The following is a 22,757-nucleotide window of genomic DNA, read 5'->3' on the forward strand; positions in this document are numbered from 1 at the left end:
GAAAGGGCCATCAGCCTCAACATCAATGTTTCAGACAGACCGCTTTCGCGAGCAAGCTCGCTCCCACAGGGAAATGCATTCCAAATGTGGGGGCGAGCCTGCTCGCGAAAACGGGTTTTCAGGCGCCGTCGAGTGAGCGCCTGACCTTGTCCAGCAGTTCGCTGATCTGAAACGGCTTGACCAGCATGTCCATGCCTTCGCCGAGGAATACCTGGCGGTTGAGGGCGTTTTCCGCGTAGCCGGTCATGAACAGGATCGGCAACCCTTCGCGCCAGCCCCGGGCGACATCCGCGAGCTCGCGCCCGCTCATGCGTGGCAGGCCGACGTCGGTCAGCATCAGGTCAATCGACGGATCGTTCTGCAACCGTTCCAGGGCAGTTTCGATGTCTTCCACCTGGGTGCAGCGATAACCGGCGTCCACCAGCACCTCAGCGACAAACATGCGCACCGAGGGCATGTCTTCGACAATCAGTACATGTTCGCCCGAGCCCTGGGAGTCGGAAACCACCGTTTGCTCTTCGGCCGTCAAAGGGTCGGTGCTGGCCGGCAACATGATGGTCACTTCGGTGCCGCGCCGGGCCACGCTGCGAATATGCGCGTCGCCGCCGGACTGGCGGGCGAAGCCGTAAATGGTCGACAGCCCCAACCCGGTGCCCTGGCCTAGGGGTTTGGTGGTGAAAAACGGGTCGAACACCTTGTCGATCACGCTGTGTTCAATGCCGGTGCCGTCATCGCGCACCGCCAGTGCGATATAGGCGCCGTCCGCGAGATTCGGGTCGCCGTGGGAATAAGCGGCGTAAGTGCTGACCCAGATATTGCCGCCCTGTGGCAGCGCATCCCGGGCGTTGATCACCAGATTGAGCACGGCACTTTCCAGCTGGATCGGATCGACCAGGGCAATGGAGGGTTTGGTGGTCAGCTCCAGTTTCAGCGCGATGCGCTCGCCGATGGTGCGCACCAGCAGTTCTTCAAGGGAGCGGATGTTCTCGTTGATGTCCACCGGCCGGGTGTCCAGCGGTTGCTGGCGGGCGAAGGCCAGCAGGCGATGGGTCAGGGACGCGGCGCTCATGGCCGAGTTCAGCGCCGCTTCGGCGTAGAACTGAACCTTGTCGGTGCGCCCATCGGCGACCCGTTTCTGGATCAGCTCCAGGCTGGTAATGATGCCGGTCAGCAAGTTATTGAAGTCATGGGCGATGCCCCCGGTGAGCTTGCCCAGGGCATCCATTTTCTGCACTTGCAGCAACTGCGCTTCGGTGCGCACCCGCTCGGCGACTTCCTTGGCCAGTTGCGTGGTGGCGTCGTCGAGCCGCGCCAGGTGCGAGCGTTCGCGATGGCGGTGTTCGGTGACATCCTCGACGAACACCAGGCTCAATTCCGGGGTGCGATACGGCGAAATCTGCCACTCGGTTTCCCGTACCTGGCCTTCGACCCGCATGTTCAGCGTGCCTTTCCAGCGCTCGCCGTAGGCCAGGCGCAGGCGCAGCTCATCAATCACCGCGCCCTGATCGTCGGCAAAGCATTCGCGCAGGCTGTCCGGGTCGAGGTTGTCCTGAATCAACTGGGCGAAAGCGTGATTGCATTCGTGGACTTTCAACGTCGCGTCCATTACAGCGATGGGCGCCGAAACGTTGGTGAAGATCTCGCGGAAGCGTGCCTCGCTTTCGCGCAAGGCGTTCTCAGTGTCGCGCACCCGCAGCAGCGTGCGCAAAGTCGCCAGCAGCACGTCCGGGTCCACGGGGTGAATCAGGTAGGCGTCGGCGCCCGCGTCGAGGCCGGTGATGATGTCGCCGGTCTGGATCGAGGCCGCCGACACATGAATCACCGGGAGCAGGGCGGTGGCCGCTTCGGCGCGCAGTTTGCGCACGATGTCGAAGCCGCTCATGTCCGGCAGGTTGACGTCGAGGATCAGTGCATCGATCAGTTCACTGTCGATCAACGCCAGGCCGTCGCTGCCGGTGCCGGCCTCGAGGATCTCGTAGCCGTGGCGTTCCAGGCGCCGGCGCAGGGCGTAGCGGGTGGCGACGTTGTCATCGACGATCAACAAACGGATGTCACGTTTCATCGGCAGGCTCCACGGCGATGGCCAGCGGGATGATCACGAAAAAGGTCGAGCCGGCGCCCGGCGTACTCTGCACCCCCACTTCGCCCCCCAGCAACTCGGCGAAGCGTTTGCACAACGATAGACCGAGGCCGGTGCCGCGCAGGCGTTTTTGCAAGGGCGAGTCTACCTGTGAAAAGTCCTCGAACAATGCGCCATGTAGCTCCGGGGCGATACCTATTCCGGTGTCGCTGACGGCGAAACGCACGTGATCAGCGTTTTCCAGTCGCGCCGAAACTCGCACTTCACCGCGAGTAGTGAACTTCAGCGAGTTGGAAATGAAGTTGCGCAGGATCTGTGCGAGTTTCTTGTCGTCGGTGTACAGCCGTGGCAGGCCGACGGGCTCTTCAAAGATCAGGTCCACGGCGCTGCCATCGACTATCGGCCGGAACATACCGCGCAGGGCGGCGAACAGGTCGAGCATGTCGAACCAGGCCGGGGAAATGCTGATGCGCCCGGCCTCGATCTTCGCCAGGTCCAGCAGATCGTCGACCATGTCGCTCAATTCCCGGGCGGCACCGCTGACAAATGCCACTTGTTTGTGTTGCTCGGGGCTCAGGGGGCCGTCGAGCTCATCGGTCAGCAGGCCGGTGATGCTCAGGATCGAGCCCAGTGGCGTGCGGAATTCATGGCTCATGTACGACAGGAAACGGCTTTTCAGGTCCGAGGCCTGGCGCAGTTGCTCGGCCTGCTCGTCGAGTTCGGCGTACAACGCCAATACACCCTGGTTGGTTTCGTCGAGTTCGTCGCGCAACGCCGTGGCTTCGCTCTGCAATTTCGCGATCAGCATCGACTGTTCGTCGGGCGTCAGGTTAGGTGACTCAGCCATGGGCGGCCTCCAGGGCAACGACCAATACCGTTAAATCGTCCCGCCCGCGACAGAAATCGCGGTGCAGGACGGCGGCAATTACGGCGGGATGACGGTGCACCAGGCCGGGGTAATCTTGCAGGTTCCAACGGGACTGCAGGCCGTCGCTGTACATGATCAATAGGTGTCCGTTCACTTGAGCATAGTCAAAGGGTTGCGCGCGCCGGTATTGGCCGCCGACGATGCCGGGGTGGGAGGCCAGGCCACGGGATTTATCCGGGCCGATCAGGCTGGCGCCAATGTTGCCGATCCCGACGAACTTCAAGGCGTCGCCGTTGAATTGCGCGAAGGCTGCGGCGCCGCCCCGGGTGCCGATCATGGCGTGGTGCATGTCCTCGAGCAACAGCGTCGGTGAAGCGAACGGCGCCAGGGCAAAGACTTTCTCCCCGGCACGGGCGGCGCGCTCGGCGTCTTCGCCATGGCCGAGGCCATCGATCACCAGAGCGCTGATGCAGGCCCCGTCGAAAGCCAGGTGCCAGACATCACCGCACGCCGGGTCGTGGTGCAACGAGTGCTGGCTGACGCCGATGCGTCGATCCGGCGCCTTGTCGCTGCGCGGGTACAAACGGGTCAGCAGCACCGCGCCACGGTGATCGGCGTACACGTCGAACACTTCGGTCTGGCGCGACACCGCGCCCAGCCCGATGCCCTGGGTGCCGCGAGTCGAAAAGCCATCCGCCAGGCACGCCTGCAAATCAAAGCCGCCGGCACGGTCCACCGCGAGAATTTCGATCCCGAAGCCTGTCGGGCGAGGCAAGCTCCGGATATGCAATTCGCCGCGTTTCGCATGCTTGAGCACATTGCTCGCCAGTTCCGTGACCACCAGTGCCACGCGACCGGCATCGGTGGCGTCGAAGCCGTGTTTCTCCGCCAGTTGTTGCGCGGTGCGCCGGGCATGCCCGATCTGACTGCTGTCCTCGATCGGCAAGACGAGCGTCAGGGTGCCGCCAATGTTCATGTCCATCTTGTGATCGTTATGCGAGTGCCTTTGCCGGGCTCGGTTTCAAGCTCGAATTCTTCGACTAGGCGCTTGGCCCCGGTCAGGCCCAGGCCCAAGCCGCTGCCGGAGGTCCAGCCGTCGGTCATCGCCAACTTGATGTCGGGGATGCCCGGCCCCTCATCACGAAAGGTCAGGCGCAGGCCAGTGCGCGCGTTTTCGTCGAGAATCTGCCAGTCCATGTCGCCGCCACCGCCATAGACCATGGTGTTGCGCGCCAGCTCGCTGACGGCAGTCACCAGTTTGGTCAGGTCGATCAGGCGCATGCCGCATTCCTGCGCGAGTTTGCGCGCGGTCTGGCGGGCCAGTACCACGTCCTGTTCGATTTGAATCGGTTGGCTGCCACTGCTGAGCACGGTCATTGTTCGCGTACTCGGTCCTGCAGCAGTTTCATCCCACGCTCGACGTTCAACGCCGTGCTGACGCCGGGCAGGGTCAGGCCCAGTTCCACCAGGGTAATCGCCACGGCCGGTTGCATGCCGACCAATACAGTCTGGGCATCCATGATGCTCGACAGGCCGGAGATGGTCCCGATCATCCGGCCGATGAATGAGTCGACCATGTCCAGCGCCGAGATATCGATCAGCACACCCCGGGCGGAGGTGTTGCTGATGCGCTCGGACAGGTCGTCTTGCAGCGTGAGGGCGAGCTGGTCATGCATGTCGACCTGGATGGTCACCAGCAGGAAGTCGCCCATTTTCAGAATCGGAATACGCTCCATCGGCTTATACCGCCTTGTTGACGCTGATTCCCAAGCGGGTCAGGGCCAGTTTCAGGGCATCGGCCAGGTTGGCCTTGGTGACCACGCCTTGCAGGTCCAGGCCCAAGTGCACGATGGTCTGGGCGATCTGCGGACGCACGCCGCTGATGATGCAATCGGCGCCCATCAGGCGAATCGCCGTCACGGTTTTGAGCAAGTGTTGCGCCACCAGGGTATCGACGGTCGGCACGCCGGTGATGTCGATAATGGCGATTTCGGAACCAGTGTCGACGATCCGTTGCAGCAGCGATTCCATCACCACTTGGGTGCGTTGCGAGTCGAGGGTGCCGATCATCGGCAGCGCCAGCACACCATCCCAGAGCTTGACCACCGGGGTCGACAGTTCCAGCAGTTCTTCCTGCTGGCGCTTGATCACCGCTTCGCGGGACTTCTGGAACGTGCGGATGGTGTGCATGCCCAGGGCGTCGAGCAGCTCGGAGATTTCCCAGAGTTGTTCGGCCAATTGCGCAGGATCGTCGCGGTAGTGCGCCTGCAGCAGGGTAAATACCGGGCCTTTCAGGGCGAAGATGAAACTGGCGGTTTGCTGCGAGTCCTGGCCCAGTTGAGCACGGCTTTGGGACAGCTTTTCAAGGAACTGGCGAATTTCGTCCCAGCCCGGTGCGGCGATGTTCTGGCTGTTGCCTTGTTCCAGCCCGGAAATGATCAGGTGAAGGAAATCCGACGTCTGTTGCTTGAGGTCGAGTTCCTTGATGTTACGCGTAGCACCACTGGCCTCGAGGCTGTTCGTCCATCCGGCGAGCAGTTGCGTCTGGTTATTTTTGATCGCATCGAGTGTGTTGCGTTGCAGTGCCGCCATGTGCCTTGACTCCCTGAAAGTGATAGGCCGATACCGTGAAAATTGATCGGCGCAAATCAGTGACATTTGCCGTGCGAAATAGTTGTTCGCTGACGGCAGGATATTTTCATCCTTAGGGCACAACTCTAGTAGGCGCTGCCGAAGGCTGCGATCTTTTGACCTTGATCTTGATCCTCAACGATTTATCCGTCGCCGAAGATCAAAAGATCGCAGCCTTCGGCAGCGCCTACGTTTCATGGGATTGAACGTTGGGGCGGGGATGGCTTCGAATCTTCAAGGCCCGACTGTTTCAGCCGCGCTTGAACAGTGACGAATGAGGTGTTTATGAAAGACGACTCAATGAGCCAGCAGCAGGACCAGGCAGTCAATCGCAATGACCCGGCGATCGACCCGCAGACGCCGGGAGAAGGCGACAGTCAGACTCCTGAACCGGACAGCGCCAATACTGCTGTCGACCAGAAAAATGTCCACACTGATAATGACAACGAGTTCAGCCCCGGTTTTAAACCGCACCCTGACCGGCCCGCGCCCAGCGATGAAACGGACGCTGATATCGATACAGATGGGGGCTAGTACCTAAAACAACTGTGGGAGCGAGCCTGCTCGCGAATACGGCGGCACATTCGACATGAATGTGGCTGACATACCGCTTTCGCGAGCAGGCTCGCTCCCACAGGGGATTGGTGGTGCAGGCTATTTGCTTGGGTGCTTCGCTTGCAGTTCTTTCGCCGCTTCCAGGTGCTTTTGCAGCGCCGGCAGCATTTTCTGTGCAAAGCCTTTCAGCTCGGTGGCGCCGGGTTTTTTGTCGTCGGTCACCGTGTCGGCTTCTTTTTTGAACAGGGCGATGGTGTCTTCGTGGGCCTTGACCTGATTGTTGGCATAGGCCGCATCGAAGGATTCATCGCGCAGGTCGAGGATTTTCGCCTTGGCCTGATTTACCAGGCTCGTACTGTCCGGCACCTCGATGTCATGCTTTTTCGCCAGTGCCGCCAGTTCATCGTTGGCCTTGGTGTGGTCGGTGATCATCATGTTGGCGAAGGATTTAATGTCCGCCGATGAGCTTTTTTCCACGGCCAGTTTGCTGGTTTCGACTTCAGCGATGCCGCCAGCGGCTGCTTTGTCGACAAAGTCATTGGAAGTGGCCGCAAACGCGGTGCCCAGGCTGGTGCTCAAGGCTACGGCGAGGGCGAGGTGGCGCAGGGTGAATCCGTCCATTGGTTATTCTCCACACGGGTTTTATAAGCGATCGAGGTGATCGTTATTCAATGGAGGCCGGCGCTTGACCAAAGGTTTGATCGCAAATGCAAAACGACGACGAACGGACACCGCTGGTCTGACAGGAGGTCGACAGAACCGGGTAACCGAGGCCATTCTGATAGTTGGTGAACGCAATTGATCGCGTTTGCTGCCGATCAACAAACGGAGGTGTTCCATGCCGGTGCCACACGACCTTTATCAGGACCTGAAAGTATCAAAGGAAGATATCCAGCAAAAACGCACCAAGGATCCATTACTGGATTCACTGATCAACAAGTATTCGCAAGCGGATGCCGAGGTGGTCAAGGCTGAAACCGCCAAGACGGATGCCCCCAGCGATGACGCCCTGAAAAAGCTCAAGGAACAGCGACTGCTGGTCAAGGACAAGATCGTCAAACAACTCCAGGCGTCTTCCTGAGTCACCGACGACCGGTGACTGATTAATTGGAACGGCGACAACGACCGGCACCTCGAAAGTACAGAGTCTCAACAACCCATGACTCGCTGAGAGGTGCCTTCCATGACAGATCCGAAATTTCCAAGCGAAGAGCAGGGCGGGTATGACCCGATCCCGACGCGTCCCGAGCCCTTGAGCCCGCAGCACATTACCGAGCGCCCGAAGACCAAGCCGGGTATCAATGAATTGCCGGAAGACAACGTAAAACCTGCAAACCCCGACAGCCAAAACACATAAATCCCCTGTGGGAGCGGGCTTAGTGCAGGTTTAGTGCAGGGCTTTGGTGAGCGGCAGGCGCACCATGTGCTGCTCTTTCAGCGAGCCGAAATACAACCAGTCCCCATACTCGCGCACGGTGGTGATGGGCGAGTAATTTCCGCTGCTGGCATCCTGCAGGTTGGCAATCACCTTGCCGTCCAGATCCAGGCCCAGCGCGAACGCCCGTTTCTCCACGGGTTTGGGCAGTACGCTCAGCGCCCGCACGATCATTTTGCGTACGAACGGATGCTGCGCCGTGGCATCAAGCAATGCGTTGCGCGGCGAGTACAGCGCCACCCAGAATCGGTCGCGGCCATTGAACGCCAGGTTGTCCGGCAGCCCCGGCAAGTTATCGATGAAGATGTCGTGGGTCCCGGCTTTCGGCCCGGTCAGCCAATAGCGGCTGATGCGGTAGGCCCCGGTTTCATTGACCAGCACAAACGCGTCGTCCGGCCCCAGGGTCACACCGTTGGCGAACTCCAGTTTGTCCAGCAACAGGGCAGTCTTGCCGGTCTGGAAGTCATAACGCAGCAAACGACCGTCGCCCCCGTGCTCGATAATCGCCTCGCCATCCTTGCCGTAGCCCCAGCGACTCGATGCATCGCTGAAGTACGCATAGTGCCCGGGCTTGTCGATGACCACGTCATCGGTAAACCCGAACGGCACGCCATTCGCCTCCGTGGTCAATGGAATGACGCGACCCTGGGCATCGAGGGACAGCAAGCCCTTGAGCCCGTCTGCGATCACCAGCAACCCGTTGGGATGCCGGGCCATCCCCAAAGGCCGGCCACCCGTATCGGTCAGCACGGTCCTGACGTTGCCGTCGAGGCTGCTACGAATCACCCGACCGTCATGCAGGCCGGTGATCAACATATCGTTTTCCAACAGCAACGCTTCGGGCCCGTCGATGTCCGAAGAACCGATACGCCCCACGTCCTTGAGCCGTTGATTCTCGGCATACACGCCGCTGGTCAGGGACGGCGCCGCTGGGGGTGTCCAGGCCACCGGTTGCACCTTGTTCGGCATCAGCAGCAAAAAGGCAGCTATTACGATGATCAGCAGCAACAGAATCCTGAAGACTGCTCTCACGCGCTTACTCCTGCGGGGGCGAGGTGCTGTTGCGCCATGTCGCGCAATGCGAGCATCGACGCCGCCGATTCGTGTTCGATCCGTCGTTTGAGCAACAGTAGATTGGCGATGCGCATGCCCACGCCGTTGAACTGATAGTCCAGGGTGCGGACAAACCGCGTGCCGTCTCCGGATGCCTCGCATTCGTAAGTCACCACCAGCGACAAACCATGATCGCCTCGGGCCTGGGCGCTCCAGCGCCGCCCCGGCAAATACTCCTCGACCTCCCAGCTCAAATGACCTTCACGCCCGCCCGCGCGAATGTCTTCCTCAAAACGCGACCCGGCATGCAACGGGCCCGCCTGGCCATCGACCTTGAGCGACGACGGATGCCACTCCGGCCAACGGGTCACGGTGCTGGCGTACGCGAGCACGGCAATCGGGTTTCCGGCAATCTCGATCTGGTGTTGCATGCGGGTCATGGGCGTTCTCGTCGGGTGCGGGTTGGCTTGCTCCGGTTCCCAATAGAGGGTGCCGAACAGGTAATCCATCAGTGGAAACACGATGTTGAAGTTGCGCTCCTGCATCAGCTCGCGGCGGTGATGCAGCTCATGCAGGTGCCGCATCTGACGGATCCACGGCAAGCGGGTAATCGGGTTGCGTGGCGGCAAGTGCTCGCAGGCGTGAAACACTTCATAGGTCAGGTAACCCAGGACCATGCAGCCACCGAACAGCCCGGCGACGTTGGCGTTGACCTGGGAAAACAGCCACCAGAGGGGCAGGGTGATGACCACGGTGTGCAGCACAATCAGCCAGGCCGGAAACAGAATCACCCGCCAGTCCCGGGCGCTGTCGTAGGTCATGTGGCCGGGGGCAAAAAAGCTGTGATGGTCGCCGGCATGCCGGGCGTAGAACATCCGCGCGAAGCTCTTTTTGTGATGCCCGAGATGCCGATGCACTACGTACACGCCGAAGTTGAAGAACAACAGCGTCAGCGGCACCGCCAGCCATTCCAGCGGCTGGACTTGCTGCACGGTGCGCCAGAAGCCGCCGATGGCGACAATGCCGAACAGCAGCACAAACGCGCCGTGCAGCCACGGGTTGTAGAGCCGATGGATGTCGGCACGGTAACGGGTGCGAAATGCCTGGGTGGTCTGCCTCACTGCAATCACCTGTGATTATTGTTATCACAGCAGATTAGCCGATCCCGCCGATCAGGCTCGACGAAGCTTGAGGGCACAAACGCCATGCTCCGGTGTAAAAGTTGCCTTTCGATGCGCTCAGCCCAGCGGGTTCCAGCGCTGGGACCAGTCATCGTCGGTCTTGATCACTTCGCGCAGCAGGTCGAACGCCTGTTGCAGGGTCGCCGAATCACGGTCGCGGGAGTAAACCAGGTAGGTCGGGTAGCTGAATTCCGGGGCTTTGGGCACGGCTTCGAGCACCCCGCTTTCGAGATAACTCTGCACCACCCGCGTGCGGAAGTAACCGCTGCCGCCGTGCTCCAGCAGGTACTGCAACGCTAGTGGGCCGAGGTTGAAACTCAGGGCAGCCTTGGCTTTTTCCGGCAGGGCCGCGTCGTGCTGGCGGCGGAAGTCCGGGCCCCAGTCGATGTACACGTATGGGTCGGGCTGGCCGGCCAGGCGTACGAGGATCAGTTTTTCTTCCAGCACTTGCTCGACTTGCAGGCGCGGCCAGTATTCGGGCTGGTAGACCAGCGCGGCGTCGAGCACGCCCAGCTCCAATTGGCGCAGCAGGTTTTCGCCGTCGCGGATTTCCATGCGCAGGGCGTGGCTGGGGATCTTCTCCCGCAGCTCGGCGGCCCAACTGAGCATCAGTGGATTGCACAGGCTGACTTCGCCGCCGATGTGCAACACGTCGCGATAGCCTTCGGGCAGCGGCAAGTCGCGGCGCGCGGCTTCCCAGGTTTGCACCAGTTGATTGGCGTAGACCACAAAGGCCTCGCCGTTCGGCGTCAGGCGCGCGCCGGCGCGGTTGCGCACGAACAACGTGCTGCCCAACTGGCTTTCGAGTTTCTGCACCCGGGCGGTGATCGCGGTTTGGGTTACGTGGAGTTTTTCCGCAGCGGCGGCGAGGCTGCCGTGGCGGACGATTTCCAGGAAGGTGCGGGCGAGGTCGATGTCCATGGGGTGGCCGAGGCTGGAGGTGCCCGCATTGTAAGAGCCGCTATCCCTTGTGGCGAGAGGGGCTTATGCAGCACTGCAAATCCCTGTGGGAGCGAGCCTGCTCGCGAATGCGGTGGGTCAGTCAGCAATAATGTTGAATGTGAAATTGCTTTCGCGAGCAGGCTCGCTCCCACAGGGGGGGGCAGTGGTGGTCAATCAGTCAGAGTAAGTCCTCGCGCACGGTTCAAGGTGTCAGAGTTTTCACATTCTTCCCGGACCGTGCGCACTACACTGCAACCGTCTCCCGCCCCAACGGACCACCCCATGCCGGCAAAACCCACAGGCAACATCCTCGACACCCCTGAAGGCCAGCGGTTGGTCGGCAGCGAGGCCCAGGACTGGCGCGAGTGGGGGCCTTACTTGAGCGAGCGCCAGTGGGGCACGGTGCGCGAGGATTACAGCCGCGACGGCGATGCCTGGCGCTATTTCCCCCATGAACATGCGCGCAGCCGCGCCTATCGCTGGGGCGAGGATGGCCTCGCCGGGTTTTCCGACAAGGCCCAGCACTGGTGCCTGGGCCTGGGTTTGTGGAACGAGCGCGACCCGATTCTCAAGGAGCGCCTGTTCGGCCTGAACAACAGCGAAGGCAATCACGGCGAAGACGTCAAGGAACTGTATTTCTTCGTCGATGGCGTACCGAGCCATGCCTATATGCGCATGCTCTACAAATACCCGCAGGGCGAATTCCCTTACACCGATCTGGTGCGCGAAAATGCCCGCCGCGGCCTGGCGGAGACCGAATACGAAATCCTCGACACCGGCGTGTTCGACGACAACCGCTATTTCGATGTGACGGTGGAATACGCCAAGCACACCGCTGACGATATCTTCATGCGCGTCACCGTGCACAACCGCGCCGATCAACCCGCGCGCCTGCGCGTGTTGCCGCACCTGTGGGCGCGCAACACCTGGAGCTGGGTCGCCGACGCGGAAAAGCCAAGCCTGACACTCGACGACCATCAAGTCCTGGCCCGTCATCCGCAACTGACGGATCGACAAGCCACTGCGTGGGGCGAAGCCGATTGCGAATGGCTGTTCTGCGAAAATCAGAGCAACTTCCCCAAGCTCGACGGTGTGCCGACGCAGGGGCCGTTCAAGGACGGGATCAATGATTACGTGGTCAATGGCGCTACCGACGCGATACGCCACGACCACGGAACCAAGGTCGCCGCGCAGTTCGTACTGACCTTCGACCCCGGCCAAACCCGCAGCGTGTTCCTGCGCTTTGCCCCGGCCGGTTCGCCGCAGGTCAACGCCCGGACGTTGTTCGAACGTCGCCGGGCCGAAGCCGATGGTTTCTACGCAGCGCTGCAAGCCGACATCAAAGACGCCGATGCGCGCAATGTTCAGCGCCAGGCCCTGGCCGGGTTGCTCTGGTCGAAACAGCTCTACTATTTCGACGTCAATCAGTGGCTCGACGGCGATCCGGCACAACCCGCGCCGCCCCCCGAGCGCACGCACATTCGCAATACCCATTGGCGGCACCTGTCGAATTTCGACATCGTCTCCATGCCCGACACCTGGGAATACCCGTGGTACGCCTCGTGGGATCTGGGCTTTCAAGCGGTGGCGTATGCGCTGATCGATCCGGGGTTCGCCAAGCACCAATTGTTGCTGCTGGTCAAAGACCGCTTCATGCACCCCAACGGCCAGTTGCCGGCCTACGAATGGCGTTTCGACGATGCCAACCCGCCGGTGCATGCCTGGGCCTGTTGGCGCGTGTATCAGCAGGACAAGGTGCTGACCGGGGCAGGGGACATGGACTTCCTCGAACGGATTTTCCACAAACTGCTGCTGAACTTTTCCTGGTGGGTCAACCGCAAGGACGCCGAGGGCCGCAACCTGTTCCAGGGCGGTTTTCTCGGGCTGGACAACATCGCCCTGTTCGACCGCTCGGCGTTGTTGCCGCCCGGCTATCAACTGGATCAGGCCGACGGCACGGCGTGGGTCGCCGCGTATGCCTTGGACCTGATGCGCATCGCCCTGGAACTGGCCAAACGCAACAGCGTGTATGTCGATATCGCGGTGAAGTTCTTCGAACACTTCCTCTACATCGCCGGGGCGATCAATAAAATCGACTCCGACGCCGAAGGCTTGTGGGACGAGCAGGATCAGTTTTTCTACGACGTGCTGCACCGTCCCGACGGCGTCAACGAACCCCTGCGTTTGCGCTCGATTGTCGGGCTGATGCCGCTGTTTGCGGTGCAGGTGTTGGAGCAGCACGAGCACGAAGGCCTGCCCGGTTTGCGCGAGCGTTTGCTCGGGTTTATGCGCCATCGCCCGGACCTGGCCAGCCTGGTGTCGCGCTGGACCGAACCCGGCGAAGGCAATCGCATGTTGCTGGCGTTGTTGCGGGGCGAACGCACCAAGGACTTGCTCAAGCGCATGCTCGATGAGAGCGAGTTTCTGTCAACCTTCGGCATTCGCTCCTTGTCCAAGGCCTTCGCCGAACAACCCTTCGGCATCCGCATCAACGGCGACAGCCTGTGCGCCCATTACGAACCGGCGGAATCCGAGTCGCGGCTGTACGGCGGCAACTCCAACTGGCGCGGGCCGGTGTGGATGCCGATCAACTACATGCTGATTGAATCCTTGCGCGAGTTTCACCGGTATTACGATCAGAACTTCTCGGTGGAATACCCGACGGGCTCGGGGTTTCTGGCGTCACTGGAAGAGGTCGCGGACAGCTTGAGCCAGCGCCTGACCAAGCTGTTTTTGCGGGATGAAGAGGGTAATCGGCCATCGATGGCGGGCTATGCGCAGTTGCAGGCCGACCCGGCGAGTCGGGATCTGGTGCTGTTCCATGAGTACTTTCATGGCGAGACCGGGCGTGGGTTGGGAGCGAGTCATCAGACCGGGTGGACGGCTTTAGTAGCGCTTTTGTTGCAGCCTTGAGACCGCGTTATCGTTCTTCGCGAGCAAGCCCGCTCCCACATTGGATCTGCGGCGTTCAACAGTCCCCTGTGGGAGCGGGCTTGCTCGCGAAGAGGCCCTAAAGGGCAGCGAAAATCACCCCGCCAAATCAACCTCCCGAACCCGCGCCCACACCGCCACCAACCGCTCCGGCGTCCCACACGCCTTGCGCTTCAACACAAAATTCCGGCACTTCTGCGCAAACTGTTTGCGGTTCTGCACCATGTCCAGATGCATCTCCTCCAATTCTGCATTCCGGCAATGCTGCATCAGTTGCGTATCGCAACGCCCCTTGCGCTCCCGAATTGCCGCATACGCCGGGTCACTCAACGCGCCGTTGGCCCGCTGCAACAACCACAAACCAAACTCATCCGGGCAACGCGGACCAATCTCCTGGACCATGCCCAGTTGCAACGCCTGGGTCGCGCTGACCGGCAGGCATTCTTCCGTGAGTTTTTCCGCCATGGCCTGGCCCACCGCGCGGGGCAGGCTGTAGGTCCAGTATTCGGAGCCGTACAGGCCCATGGTTTTGTAGTGTGGGTTAAGGACGATTTCGGCACGGGCGAAGACGATGTCGGCGGCCAGCGCCAGCATCACACCGCCAGCCCCGGCGCTGCCGGTCAAGCCGCTGATCACCAGTTGTCGAGCAGTGAGCAGTTCTTCGCAGACGTCATCGATGGCTTGAATATTCGCCCAGGCTTCCAGCCCCGGCATCTCGGCGGCTTGAATCACATTCAGGTGTACGCCATTGGAAAAACTGCCGCGTCCGCCCTTGATCAACAGCACCTTCGTGTCCCGCGCCTTGGCCCAGCGCAGAGCTTCCACCAGTCGCTGGCACTGCTCGGTGCTCATGGCGCCGTTGTAGAACTCGAACGTCAACTCGCCGACCTGCCCGGATTCGCGATAACGGATGGGTTGATAGGCTTCGGTGTTGAACGGGTTCGAGGCGATCGACCAATCGAGGGTCGGCACTTCGCGCAACTGTTGGGCGAGCACATGTCGCGCCGGACGCTTGAAGGTTTCTTCGCCGGGCAACGGTTTGCGCCGCAGCGAACCGATCCACACACTGTGATCCCCGGTCGCCACCAACACCGCGTCGTCGTGTACCGCCAGAATCTCCCCCGGCGTACCGCTGCGCGCGTCCAGATGGGCGTCATACACGTAGTACTGACCGCCCGACAGGCTGGCCAACACCCCCGGCTGACCGTCGGCCGCGTCGATGCTGCGTTTGATAAAGCGCGAGCAGTCGTGCCAGCTGAACGCGCGGTCGATCTGTTTCATGTTCGGCTGCAAGCGTCCCAGCACCTGATGTTGGCGGTAATCCACCGGCACCGGCACGAAACCGGCGATGAATTTTTCCACCACTTCGCGGATGCAACGAATCGCCGCATCGCTGACCCGCCCGTTGTACAGCTCGGATTTGCGCAGGCCCTGGGGCAGGTTGAATTCGCAGGTGGCCCAGACCGGACCGGCGTCCATTTCCTCCACCGCTTGCAACGCGGTGACGCCCCAACGCTCCCGCTCATGGGTGATCGCCCAGTCCAGGGCGCTGGCGCCGCGATCGCCGACGATGCCCGGATGGATGATCACCACTGGTAGCCGGGGATTGCTCCACAGTTGTTGCGGCACCCGGTCCTTGAGGAACGGGCAAATCACCAGGTCGGCGCCGGAGTGTTCGATCTGTTCGCGCACGGCGTCTTCGTCGGTAAACAGCACCACGCTGGGTGAGTGCCCGGCCTCGCGCAATGCCAGCCAGGCCCGTTGGGTCAGGCCGTTGAAGGCGGATGACAGCAGAATGATCTTGAGTGAACGCATGAGTGCCTCTTCCTTGAGAATGGTCAGCCGCGGGCTCCCAATGAGCCGTCCCTGGCTTTCGATGGAAGCGCGATGGTAGTCACTACGGAAAGGTGGGCTAGTGACGGGGATCAAGCTTGTGGCAAACACCACGACCCCAATGTGGGAGCGGGCTTGTGTGGGCGCGGGCTTGCTCGCGAAGGCGTCGTGTCAGTCAACGTCAATGTCGACTGATACACCGCTTTCGCGAGCAAGCCCGCTCCCACAGGGGGGGATTGTCTGTGTTGGTTAGAACGCGAAACAGGAGCAGCCAAACGCGCCCCAGAATCCCTGGAAGTCACTGACCGGCGCCGAGGACATTCGCGCCCGTTGGTGGCTGTGGGCATGCACCGCACACGCCCCGACACACTGGTGAACCTGCGCCGTCAGCGGCGCCAACGGTTGCCAGTGCCCCGGCACCTTGGTCACGGGCGACCATTCAGGTACGACCGGGATCGGCGGCGGTGAGAGTTTTTCGAACTCGACGCTGCCATAGACAATCTTGCCATCGACGATGGTCAGCACCGATTCGATCCACTTGATCGCTTCGTCCTCGATGTGAAAGTAATCCGCCGACAGCGCAATCAAATCCGCCAGTTGCCCGACCTTGATCTGGCCTTTCTTGCCTTGCTCTGACGAGAACCAGGCGCTGCCGTGGGTGAACAGTTCCAGCGCCGTGTCGCGACTCAGGCCTTGCGGGTACAGCTCCAGGCCGCCAACGGTGCGGCCGCTGACCAGCCAGTACATCGAGGTCCACGGGTTATAACTGGACACCCGCGTGGCATCGGTGCCGGCACCGACCGGGATGCCTTCGGCCAGCATGCGCGCGATCGGTGGCGTATGTTCGGCGGCTTTGGCGCCGTAGCGATCGACGAAGTATTCACCCTGGAACGCCATGCGATCCTGAATCGCAATGCCGCCGCCCAAGGCTTTGACCCGTTCGATGTTCTGCGGGGTGATGGTTTCGGCGTGGTCGAAAAACCACGGCAGGCCATCGAATGGAATGTCGCGATTGACCTTCTCGAACACGTCGAGCATGCGGCTGATGGATTCGTTGTAGGTCGCGTGCAAACGGAACGGCCAACGTTGTTCGACGAGGTGACGCACCACCGGTTCCAGTTCCTGCTCCATGGTTTGCGGCAAGTCCGGGCGTGGTTCGAGGAAGTCTTCGAAGTCCGCCGCCGAAAACACCAGCATTTCCCCGGCACCGTTATGCCGCAGGAAGTCGTCGCCCTGGCCGTAGTGGGAGGTGTTGGTCCAGTTCTTGAAATCGGTCAGCTCTTCCTTCGGTTTTTGGGTGAACAGGTTGTAGGCGATGCGCACCGTGAGTTGCTGGTCTTTGGCCAGTTGCTGGATGACTTGGTAGTCGTCCGGGTAATTCTGATAGCCGCCGCCGGCATCGATGGCGCTGGTCAGGCCGAGGCGATTGAGTTCGCGCATGAATTGGCGGGTCGAGTTGACCTGATATTCCAGCGGCAACTTCGGCCCTTTGGCCAACGTCGAGTAGAGAATCATCGCGTTCGGGCGCGCAATCAGCATGCCGGTCGGGTCGCCATTCGCGTCGCGAACGATCTCGCCACCCGGCGGGTTCGGCGTATCGCGGGTGTAGCCAACCACTTTCAGCGCGGCGCGGTTGAGCAGGGCACGGTCGTAGAGGTGCAGGACAAATACCGGTGTATCCGGTGCCGCTTTGTTCAATTCTTCAATCGTGGGCAGACGTTTTTCGGCGAACTGGAATTCGTTCCAGCCACCTACTACCCGGACCCATTGTGGCGTGGGCGTGCGGTCAGCCTGATCCTTGAGCATGCGCAAGGCATCGACCAGTGACGGCACGCCTTCCCAGCGCAGTTCGAGGTTGTAATTCAGGCCGCCGCGAATCAGGTGCAGGTGCGAGTCGTTGAGGCCGGGGATCACCGTGCGGCCGTGCAGGTCGATGATCTGCGTGCCGGGGCCTTGCAACGCCATGGCCTGGGCATCGCTGCCGACCACCACGAAGCGGCCATCCTTGATCGCCACCGCACTGGCCTGGGGCTTCTTGCGGTCAACGGTGTGCAAGCGTCCGTTGTACAGAATCAGATCGGCCGGGGCATCGAGCATGGTTTTACTCCCTGCGAAAAGTGGGCTGACCCAGGCACCGACGGCGCCTGCCGAAAGGCCTTGCAGTACACGACGGCGGTTGAATCCGTCGTGGTCGTCAGGTGGGCTCATGGCAATGTTCTCCGCTCGGTGGCGCATCAAAGAACAGCCGATGTCTGACGCATGCGGCCAGAAGGAATATAGACCGCAAAACCCTGGGCGGCCTGTTTTAACTGCCCGGCAGATCGGTTAGATTCCCCGCCCGCCAAACAAGGATGTAGACGATGATTAAACTCAGTCAGCCGAAAGGTATCTTGATCGCGGCGCTGATCGCCGTCGGTCTGGCCGGGACTTACCTGTATGCCGGGCAGAGCAACAGCCCCCCTGTTCCCGACACGGTGATGATGACCTCGCGCGCGACCGGCCCTGTCGGGCCGAGGTTCGATGCCACGAAATGGTTTCGAAGTGGCATGTACGTGACGCAGGAACTCGACGGCGGGATCAATCCCTACATCATGACGCGCCGCGAGCCGTTTGTTTTCAAGGCCAAGGACAACGTATTCCTGGTTCAGGAAGCCCTTGAGGCGCTGAAAGATGTTCAGCCCGAAGTGAATACTCAACTCATCTGGGATACATGGCCGGTGCTGACCCGGCGCGTGCGTTACGAGTCCAGCGTTTTCCTGGCCCCGGATAAGCCGGCGGATCTTTACAACCTGTATCTGCAAGTGAGTTATCGCCGGTTTGTCATCAGCCTCAGGCTCGAAGGCGATGAAGGGGAACTGCACTTTGACGATGACGTGACCGAGGTCAACAGCGTCGATGCGCTGGAAGAAGAACACACCACGATCTTCGAAGAAATGGATGACGCCGGAACGCGTTGAGGCCAGAAACGACGAATCCCGCCAAAGTGGCTGGATTCGTGTGCTACCAGAGAGGCTCCCCGAAGCAGGGAGCCGTCATCTTACGAAGGGAACAGCTCGGACAGTTTCATCGCCAGCATCATGTCGCCTTCAGCGCGCAGTTTGCCGCCCATGAACGCTTGCATGCCGTCGGTCGAACCGTCAACGATGCCTTCCAGGGTTTCGCCGTCCATCACCAGAGTGACCTGGGCGTCCGGGTTTTCGCCTTCTTTCAGCTCGCAGGTGCTGTCTTTGACGATCAGCGAGAAGTTCTTGGTGTCGTCGATGCGGAAACCGAATACCAGGTCCAGACCGGCAGCGGCGGCTGGGTTGAACTTGGCTTTCATTGCTTGTACGGCATCAGCTACGGAGGTCATGGTTCGATCCTTTCTTGGTTAAATAAGAGCTGGGGAATTACAGCTGGGTAATACAGCTGGGTGATTACAGCCAGGGTCACAATAGTCCGGACTCAGCGAAACGTAATGAGTTCCGGGGCCTTCAGCAGTTGCAGGTGTGCATGACTGTTGAAGGAAGCCAGAGCCACCTCGCGACCACGGAACTTCAGTTGGTTGAGCGAGGTGTTGACGATTTGCCAGTTGAGCTCAAAGGCCTGCCGCGCAGGCATTTGCGTAATGAGGTGGAGCAGGGCGGTGATGGTGCCGCCGGAGGTGAACACGGCGATTTTCTGAGTGTTGTCGGCCTGTTCCAGGATGCGATGCAGACCGGCCTGAACACGTTCGACAAAGCCCAGCCAGCTTTCCAGCCCCGGCGTGTCGTAGGTGCCGGCCAGCCAGCGCTCGATGATCAGGGCGAAGATGCGCTGGAATTCGGCGCGGTTTTGCGCAGCGTTGCGCAGGATGTCGAGGGCTTCCGGCTCGTCTTCCAGCATGGCCGGGAGCAGGGCGCGGATCACCGCGTCGGCATCGAATTCGTTGAAGGCGGAATCGATTTCCAGGGTCGGCACCGGCAGGCCCACGGCGGCGTACTGTTCCAGCGCGCTGTTGGCCGTATGTTGCTGGCGGCGCAAGTCTCCCGACAGGCAGCGATCGAAGCTGACACCCAGCCCGGCCAGGTGCTGGCCGAGGATTTCTGCCTGGCGTACACCGGTCGGCGACAGGACGTCGTAGTCGTCTGCACCAAAGGAGGCCTGGCCATGTCGAATCAAGTAGATGCTGCCCACGTCCGCGTCATCCCGGTACGTTGAAGGTTTGGCGAGGTTATGAGGATGACCGTGAGCTGTCAATGAAAAAACATACGCTTGTTTGAAATGCCCGTTACAGGCCTGTTGCCAAAGGTTTCATGGCTGGCCCCAAAGGCGGGGCATGGGTATGCTGGAGCCATCCCGCGCGAGTGTTTCAGCGGCGCATCAGTATTAGAGGAGTCCTGTGTGGAGTTTTTTGCCGAGTACGCCAGTTTCCTGGCCAAGACCGTGACACTGGTGATCGCCATTCTGGTGGTCCTGGCCAGTTTCGCGGCATTGCGCAGCAAAGGTCGGCGCAAGTCGGCCGGTCAGTTGCAGGTCAGCAAACTCAATGATTTCTACAAAGGGCTGCGCGAACGCCTGGAGCAATCCCTGCTCGACAAGGATCAGCTCAAGGCCCTGCGCAAGTCCCAGGCTAAAACCGATAAGAAACAGAAGAAGAAACCCGAAGCCAAGGCCCGGGTGTTCGTGCTGGATTTCGATGGTGACATCAAGGCGTCGGCCACTGAAAGCCTGCGCCACGAGATCACCGCGCTGCTGACCCTCGCCACGCCCAAGGACGAAGTGGTCCTGCGCCTGGAAAGCGGCGGCGGCATGGTCCACAGCTATGGCCTGGCGTCGTCGCAACTGGCGCGCATCCGTGACGCCGGCGTGCCGCTGACTGTGTGCATCGACAAGGTCGCCGCCAGCGGCGGCTACATGATGGCGTGCATCGGCGAGAAGATTATCAGCGCGCCGTTCGCCATCCTCGGTTCCATTGGCGTGGTGGCGCAGTTGCCGAACGTCAACCGCCTGCTGAAAAAGCATGACATCGACTTCGAAGTGCTGACCGCCGGCGAGTACAAACGCACCCTGACCGTGTTTGGCGAAAACACCGAGAAGGGCCGCGAGAAATTCCAGGAAGACCTGGACATCACCCACGCGCTGTTCAAGAACTTCGTCGCCCGCTATCGCCCGCAACTGGCGATCAATGAAGTGGCCACCGGCGAAGTCTGGCTTGGTGTGGCGGCGCTGGACAAACAACTGGTGGACGAACTCAAGACCAGTGACGAATACCTCTCCGAGCGTGCCAAGGGTGCCGAGCTGTACCACCTGCACTACGCCGAACGCAAAAGCCTGCAGGAACGCGTCGGCCTCGCCGCCAGCGGTTCCATCGATCGCGTATTGCTGAGCTGGTGGAGTCGCCTGACCCAACAACGCTTCTGGTAACACGTATATGAGCCCGGCCACTTCGGTGGCCGGGCTTTTTTATGGGCGATGGTTTTACCGCATAAATAAAAAGAGGGCAGGTGGTATATATGTATTGTTTAAATTCGAGTTGTTGATTTGTTCGCGCAAGTTCTAATCGGCTATTCGCGCTTTTAATCGAAATGCCGGGCGATAGACTGATGACTCTTATCAGTCGCAAGGATCGCCGGATATGTCTTCAACGCCCATTAACAAAACACCCCAAGGCATGACGCCTGAAGAACAGGGTGTTTTCTTCGATTTCTTCAAGCGTAAAGCACTCCCTTCATGGCTATTGGAAGCCACCCCCCAAAGGCGCAAAGCCCTGCACGCTGCTCTCGTCGCCAGTCATTACTCCCGGGCTGAAACCATCACGGTGATGGCCGGGTTGAAAAGCCCGGAAAAATTCTGCGCCCCGTTACTGGCCAAGGCCATGTCCGACAAGTTGGGCGAGCCTCTGGATGTAACCGGTATTGTTTTCCAACATGTTCGTTCCACTTCAAGTTTTCTGGGGCTTAATAAGAAACTGATACTGCCCATCGACAGGGACTTGTTAGCTGCCGCCTGTGAGAACTTTGAAGAGAGTGAAACACTGTCCAGTCATTATCATGAAAAATCCGTGATCTATCAGCCGGAACGTATCAACGGAAGAGCTAATAAAGTACTGGATATCCAGCCCCACGAGTTCGCGCAACTGTGTCGCACGCTGGACCTGGGCAAGCAATACCAAACGCACCTCGACCGTGTTCTCCAGCCTTATGGCAGCACCAGCGAGGTGCAGAAAAAATGCTCGGCCCACGCCCGGCGCCAACTCGACGTTGATCGGCACACGGCGCTCATGCAGAAACACATTGGCGACAAGGTTTTTCAGATGCTCGGGCAACTCCTGGGCAACCAGTCGCCGATCAAACTCGACCAGCACACCATCGCTTTCCAACGCCTGGAGTTGATGGACCATGCACTGCACGGCGCCATGCTGTTCGTTGCCGTCAGTGACGGTGCGTATTCTGATAACCCTTGCGTGCTGTATTTACCCGGTGACCCGACCCAACCTTTAAAGGAGTACTCGACCTTCCGGCGATTTGAACTCGACTTGAGTGCGCGATTGCGGAGCGAGGATTTCGTGCCTTTTGCCAAGGGGCTGGTGACGCTTGCGGATCGGGTTGGCTTTGAAGAGATGCTCAAGCTGCGTCTGCTCGGGGCGACAGCAGGCTGGATGCTGCCCTCCCATACGGCTTTTATACCGGTCACGGCGATCGGGGTCAGCGGCGATTTTTTCGCCGAGCTTTATCGTCAGCGTGTGGTGCGGGTGATGGCCGATGCGCGGCAACTGGTGGTGCCGACCGGCGACGAAGACGAGAAAACCCGCGTGGCCCGGTTGGAAGGCTACAAGGAGCTGGGGCTCGATATTGCGTTGCTCGCGGCTTCATTCATTCCGGTGGTGGGCGAGGTCTTGATGGCGGTGGCCGCAGCCCAACTGTTGCTGGGGGTGTACCACGGTGTCGAGAGTTGGGCTGCCGGGGAGCAGGAGCAAGCCACGGATTATTTCTTCGACACCTTGGAGAACCTCATCATCATGGCGGCGCTGGCCGCCGGCGGAGCGGCGGTGAAAGCCACTTTCCTGAAAGTCAGGGGTTCGAGCTTTGTCGAAAGTCTGCGTCAGGTCAGGTTGTCCGGCGACGAGGAACGCCTGTGGAAGCCGAGCTTGGTGCCTTACCGCCAAGACATGGCGCTGCCGGCCTGGCTCAAGCCCGATGAACGAGGGCTGCGCTGAATTAACGATCAGGCCTACCTGACCGTCGAAAAACAGGTCTATGCCGTTCGCCAGCGGGCGGACAGCGGGGT

The 22,757-nt window shown here is 60.5% G+C and carries 21 protein-coding genes; 7 read left to right on the plus strand and 14 right to left on the minus strand.

Translation table 11 applies throughout. From position 1 onward, the window contains the following. Positions 1–118: 118 nt before the first annotated feature. The 6 genes from ACIQY3_RS03980 to ACIQY3_RS04005 are packed head-to-tail and all read right to left on the minus strand — an operon-like array spanning position 119 to position 5,540. Positions 119–2,062 (minus strand): response regulator, encoded by a 1,944-nt coding sequence (locus tag ACIQY3_RS03980; protein ID WP_403017469.1) that lies wholly within the window; start codon positions 2,060–2,062, stop codon positions 119–121. Beyond that, complete coding sequence (locus tag ACIQY3_RS03985; protein WP_403017471.1) at positions 2,052–2,927, minus strand: sensor histidine kinase; 876 nt, start codon at positions 2,925–2,927, stop codon at positions 2,052–2,054. The genes ACIQY3_RS03980 and ACIQY3_RS03985 overlap by 11 nt, the downstream gene beginning before the upstream one ends. Next, complete coding sequence (locus ACIQY3_RS03990) at positions 2,920–3,924, minus strand: ATP-binding protein (protein WP_403017650.1); 1,005 nt, start codon at positions 3,922–3,924, stop codon at positions 2,920–2,922. Before ACIQY3_RS03990 ends, ACIQY3_RS03985 begins: the two co-directional genes overlap by 8 nt. Then, the gene (locus ACIQY3_RS03995) at positions 3,921–4,325 is read right to left on the minus strand and encodes an anti-sigma regulatory factor (RefSeq protein WP_403017473.1); all 405 of its coding nucleotides are present in this window, start codon (positions 4,323–4,325) and stop codon (positions 3,921–3,923) included. Before ACIQY3_RS03995 ends, ACIQY3_RS03990 begins: the two co-directional genes overlap by 4 nt. Continuing rightward, positions 4,322–4,684, minus strand: coding sequence for an STAS domain-containing protein (locus tag ACIQY3_RS04000; RefSeq protein ID WP_054055098.1), 363 nt, complete (start codon positions 4,682–4,684; stop codon positions 4,322–4,324). Before ACIQY3_RS04000 ends, ACIQY3_RS03995 begins: the two co-directional genes overlap by 4 nt. Before the next feature lie 4 nt (positions 4,685–4,688). After that, positions 4,689–5,540 (minus strand): STAS domain-containing protein, encoded by an 852-nt coding sequence (locus ACIQY3_RS04005; protein ID WP_403017476.1) that lies wholly within the window; start codon positions 5,538–5,540, stop codon positions 4,689–4,691. A gap of 324 nt (positions 5,541–5,864) precedes the next feature. Between ACIQY3_RS04005 and ACIQY3_RS04010 the strand changes: the two genes are divergently transcribed. Then, positions 5,865–6,113, plus strand: a complete 249-nt coding sequence (locus tag ACIQY3_RS04010; protein WP_403017478.1) for a hypothetical protein — start codon at positions 5,865–5,867, stop codon at positions 6,111–6,113. A gap of 120 nt (positions 6,114–6,233) precedes the next feature. Here the strand turns inward: ACIQY3_RS04010 and ACIQY3_RS04015 are convergent, their stop codons facing one another. Further along, positions 6,234–6,755, minus strand: coding sequence for a DUF4142 domain-containing protein (locus tag ACIQY3_RS04015; RefSeq protein WP_403017480.1), 522 nt, complete (start codon positions 6,753–6,755; stop codon positions 6,234–6,236). A 217-nt stretch (positions 6,756–6,972) separates the two neighbouring features. Here ACIQY3_RS04015 and ACIQY3_RS04020 point away from each other — a divergent pair, with 217 nt between their 5' ends. Beyond that, on the plus strand, positions 6,973–7,215 hold the full coding sequence (locus ACIQY3_RS04020) for a DUF465 domain-containing protein (protein ID WP_213938125.1): 243 nt from the start codon (positions 6,973–6,975) through the stop codon (positions 7,213–7,215). A 102-nt stretch (positions 7,216–7,317) separates the two neighbouring features. Beyond that, a complete protein-coding gene (locus ACIQY3_RS04025; protein ID WP_403017482.1) occupies positions 7,318–7,491 on the plus strand; it encodes a hypothetical protein in 174 nt (57 codons plus the stop codon). 30 nt (positions 7,492–7,521) lie between these two features. On the opposite strand, the gene ACIQY3_RS04030 is transcribed toward ACIQY3_RS04025, so the two are convergent. From ACIQY3_RS04030 to ACIQY3_RS04040, 3 genes are all read right to left on the minus strand, one after another. Beyond that, a complete protein-coding gene (locus tag ACIQY3_RS04030; protein WP_403017652.1) occupies positions 7,522–8,538 on the minus strand; it encodes an SMP-30/gluconolactonase/LRE family protein in 1,017 nt (338 codons plus the stop codon). 59 nt (positions 8,539–8,597) lie between these two features. Then, positions 8,598–9,743 carry an SRPBCC family protein gene (locus ACIQY3_RS04035; protein WP_403017484.1) on the minus strand — a complete coding sequence of 382 codons (1,146 nt, stop codon included), beginning with the start codon at positions 9,741–9,743 and terminating at the stop codon, positions 8,598–8,600. Between the two features lie 117 nt (positions 9,744–9,860). Next, on the minus strand, positions 9,861–10,724 hold the full coding sequence (locus ACIQY3_RS04040; RefSeq protein WP_403017486.1) for a LysR family transcriptional regulator: 864 nt from the start codon (positions 10,722–10,724) through the stop codon (positions 9,861–9,863). A gap of 303 nt (positions 10,725–11,027) precedes the next feature. Here ACIQY3_RS04040 and ACIQY3_RS04045 point away from each other — a divergent pair, with 303 nt between their 5' ends. Continuing rightward, on the plus strand, positions 11,028–13,658 hold the full coding sequence (locus tag ACIQY3_RS04045) for an MGH1-like glycoside hydrolase domain-containing protein (RefSeq protein WP_403017488.1): 2,631 nt from the start codon (positions 11,028–11,030) through the stop codon (positions 13,656–13,658). Positions 13,659–13,772: 114 nt separating this feature from the next. Here ACIQY3_RS04045 and ACIQY3_RS04050 read toward each other — a convergent pair whose 3' ends face one another. After that, positions 13,773–15,491: a hydrogenase maturation protein gene (locus ACIQY3_RS04050; RefSeq protein WP_403017490.1), complete on the minus strand. Its 1,719-nt coding sequence runs from the start codon at positions 15,489–15,491 to the stop codon at positions 13,773–13,775. Positions 15,492–15,758: 267 nt separating this feature from the next. After that, entirely contained in the window at positions 15,759–17,606 is a 1,848-nt protein-coding gene (locus tag ACIQY3_RS04055) for an amidohydrolase (protein ID WP_403017654.1), read from the minus strand. 263 nt (positions 17,607–17,869) lie between these two features. Between ACIQY3_RS04055 and ACIQY3_RS04060 the strand changes: the two genes are divergently transcribed. Then, positions 17,870–18,466: a hypothetical protein gene (locus ACIQY3_RS04060; protein ID WP_403017492.1), complete on the plus strand. Its 597-nt coding sequence runs from the start codon at positions 17,870–17,872 to the stop codon at positions 18,464–18,466. A gap of 80 nt (positions 18,467–18,546) precedes the next feature. Here ACIQY3_RS04060 and ACIQY3_RS04065 read toward each other — a convergent pair whose 3' ends face one another. Continuing rightward, positions 18,547–18,861, minus strand: coding sequence for an SCP2 sterol-binding domain-containing protein (locus ACIQY3_RS04065; RefSeq protein ID WP_019690779.1), 315 nt, complete (start codon positions 18,859–18,861; stop codon positions 18,547–18,549). A gap of 92 nt (positions 18,862–18,953) precedes the next feature. Next, positions 18,954–19,664, minus strand: a complete 711-nt coding sequence (locus tag ACIQY3_RS04070; protein WP_054055118.1) for a histidine phosphatase family protein — start codon at positions 19,662–19,664, stop codon at positions 18,954–18,956. A gap of 207 nt (positions 19,665–19,871) precedes the next feature. Between ACIQY3_RS04070 and sohB the strand changes: the two genes are divergently transcribed. Together sohB and ACIQY3_RS04080 are read left to right on the plus strand one after the other, a co-directional pair. Further along, the gene (gene sohB / locus ACIQY3_RS04075; protein WP_403017495.1) at positions 19,872–20,894 is read left to right on the plus strand and encodes a protease SohB; all 1,023 of its coding nucleotides are present in this window, start codon (positions 19,872–19,874) and stop codon (positions 20,892–20,894) included. A 397-nt stretch (positions 20,895–21,291) separates the two neighbouring features. Then, positions 21,292–22,686 (plus strand): dermonecrotic toxin domain-containing protein, encoded by a 1,395-nt coding sequence (locus ACIQY3_RS04080; RefSeq protein ID WP_403017656.1) that lies wholly within the window; start codon positions 21,292–21,294, stop codon positions 22,684–22,686. The last annotated feature ends 71 nt before the right edge of the window (positions 22,687–22,757 follow it).

The sequence above is a fragment of the Pseudomonas sp. NPDC096950 genome, from assembly GCF_044762525.1.
In the GTDB taxonomy this organism is placed as follows: Bacteria; Pseudomonadota; Gammaproteobacteria; order Pseudomonadales; family Pseudomonadaceae; genus Aquipseudomonas.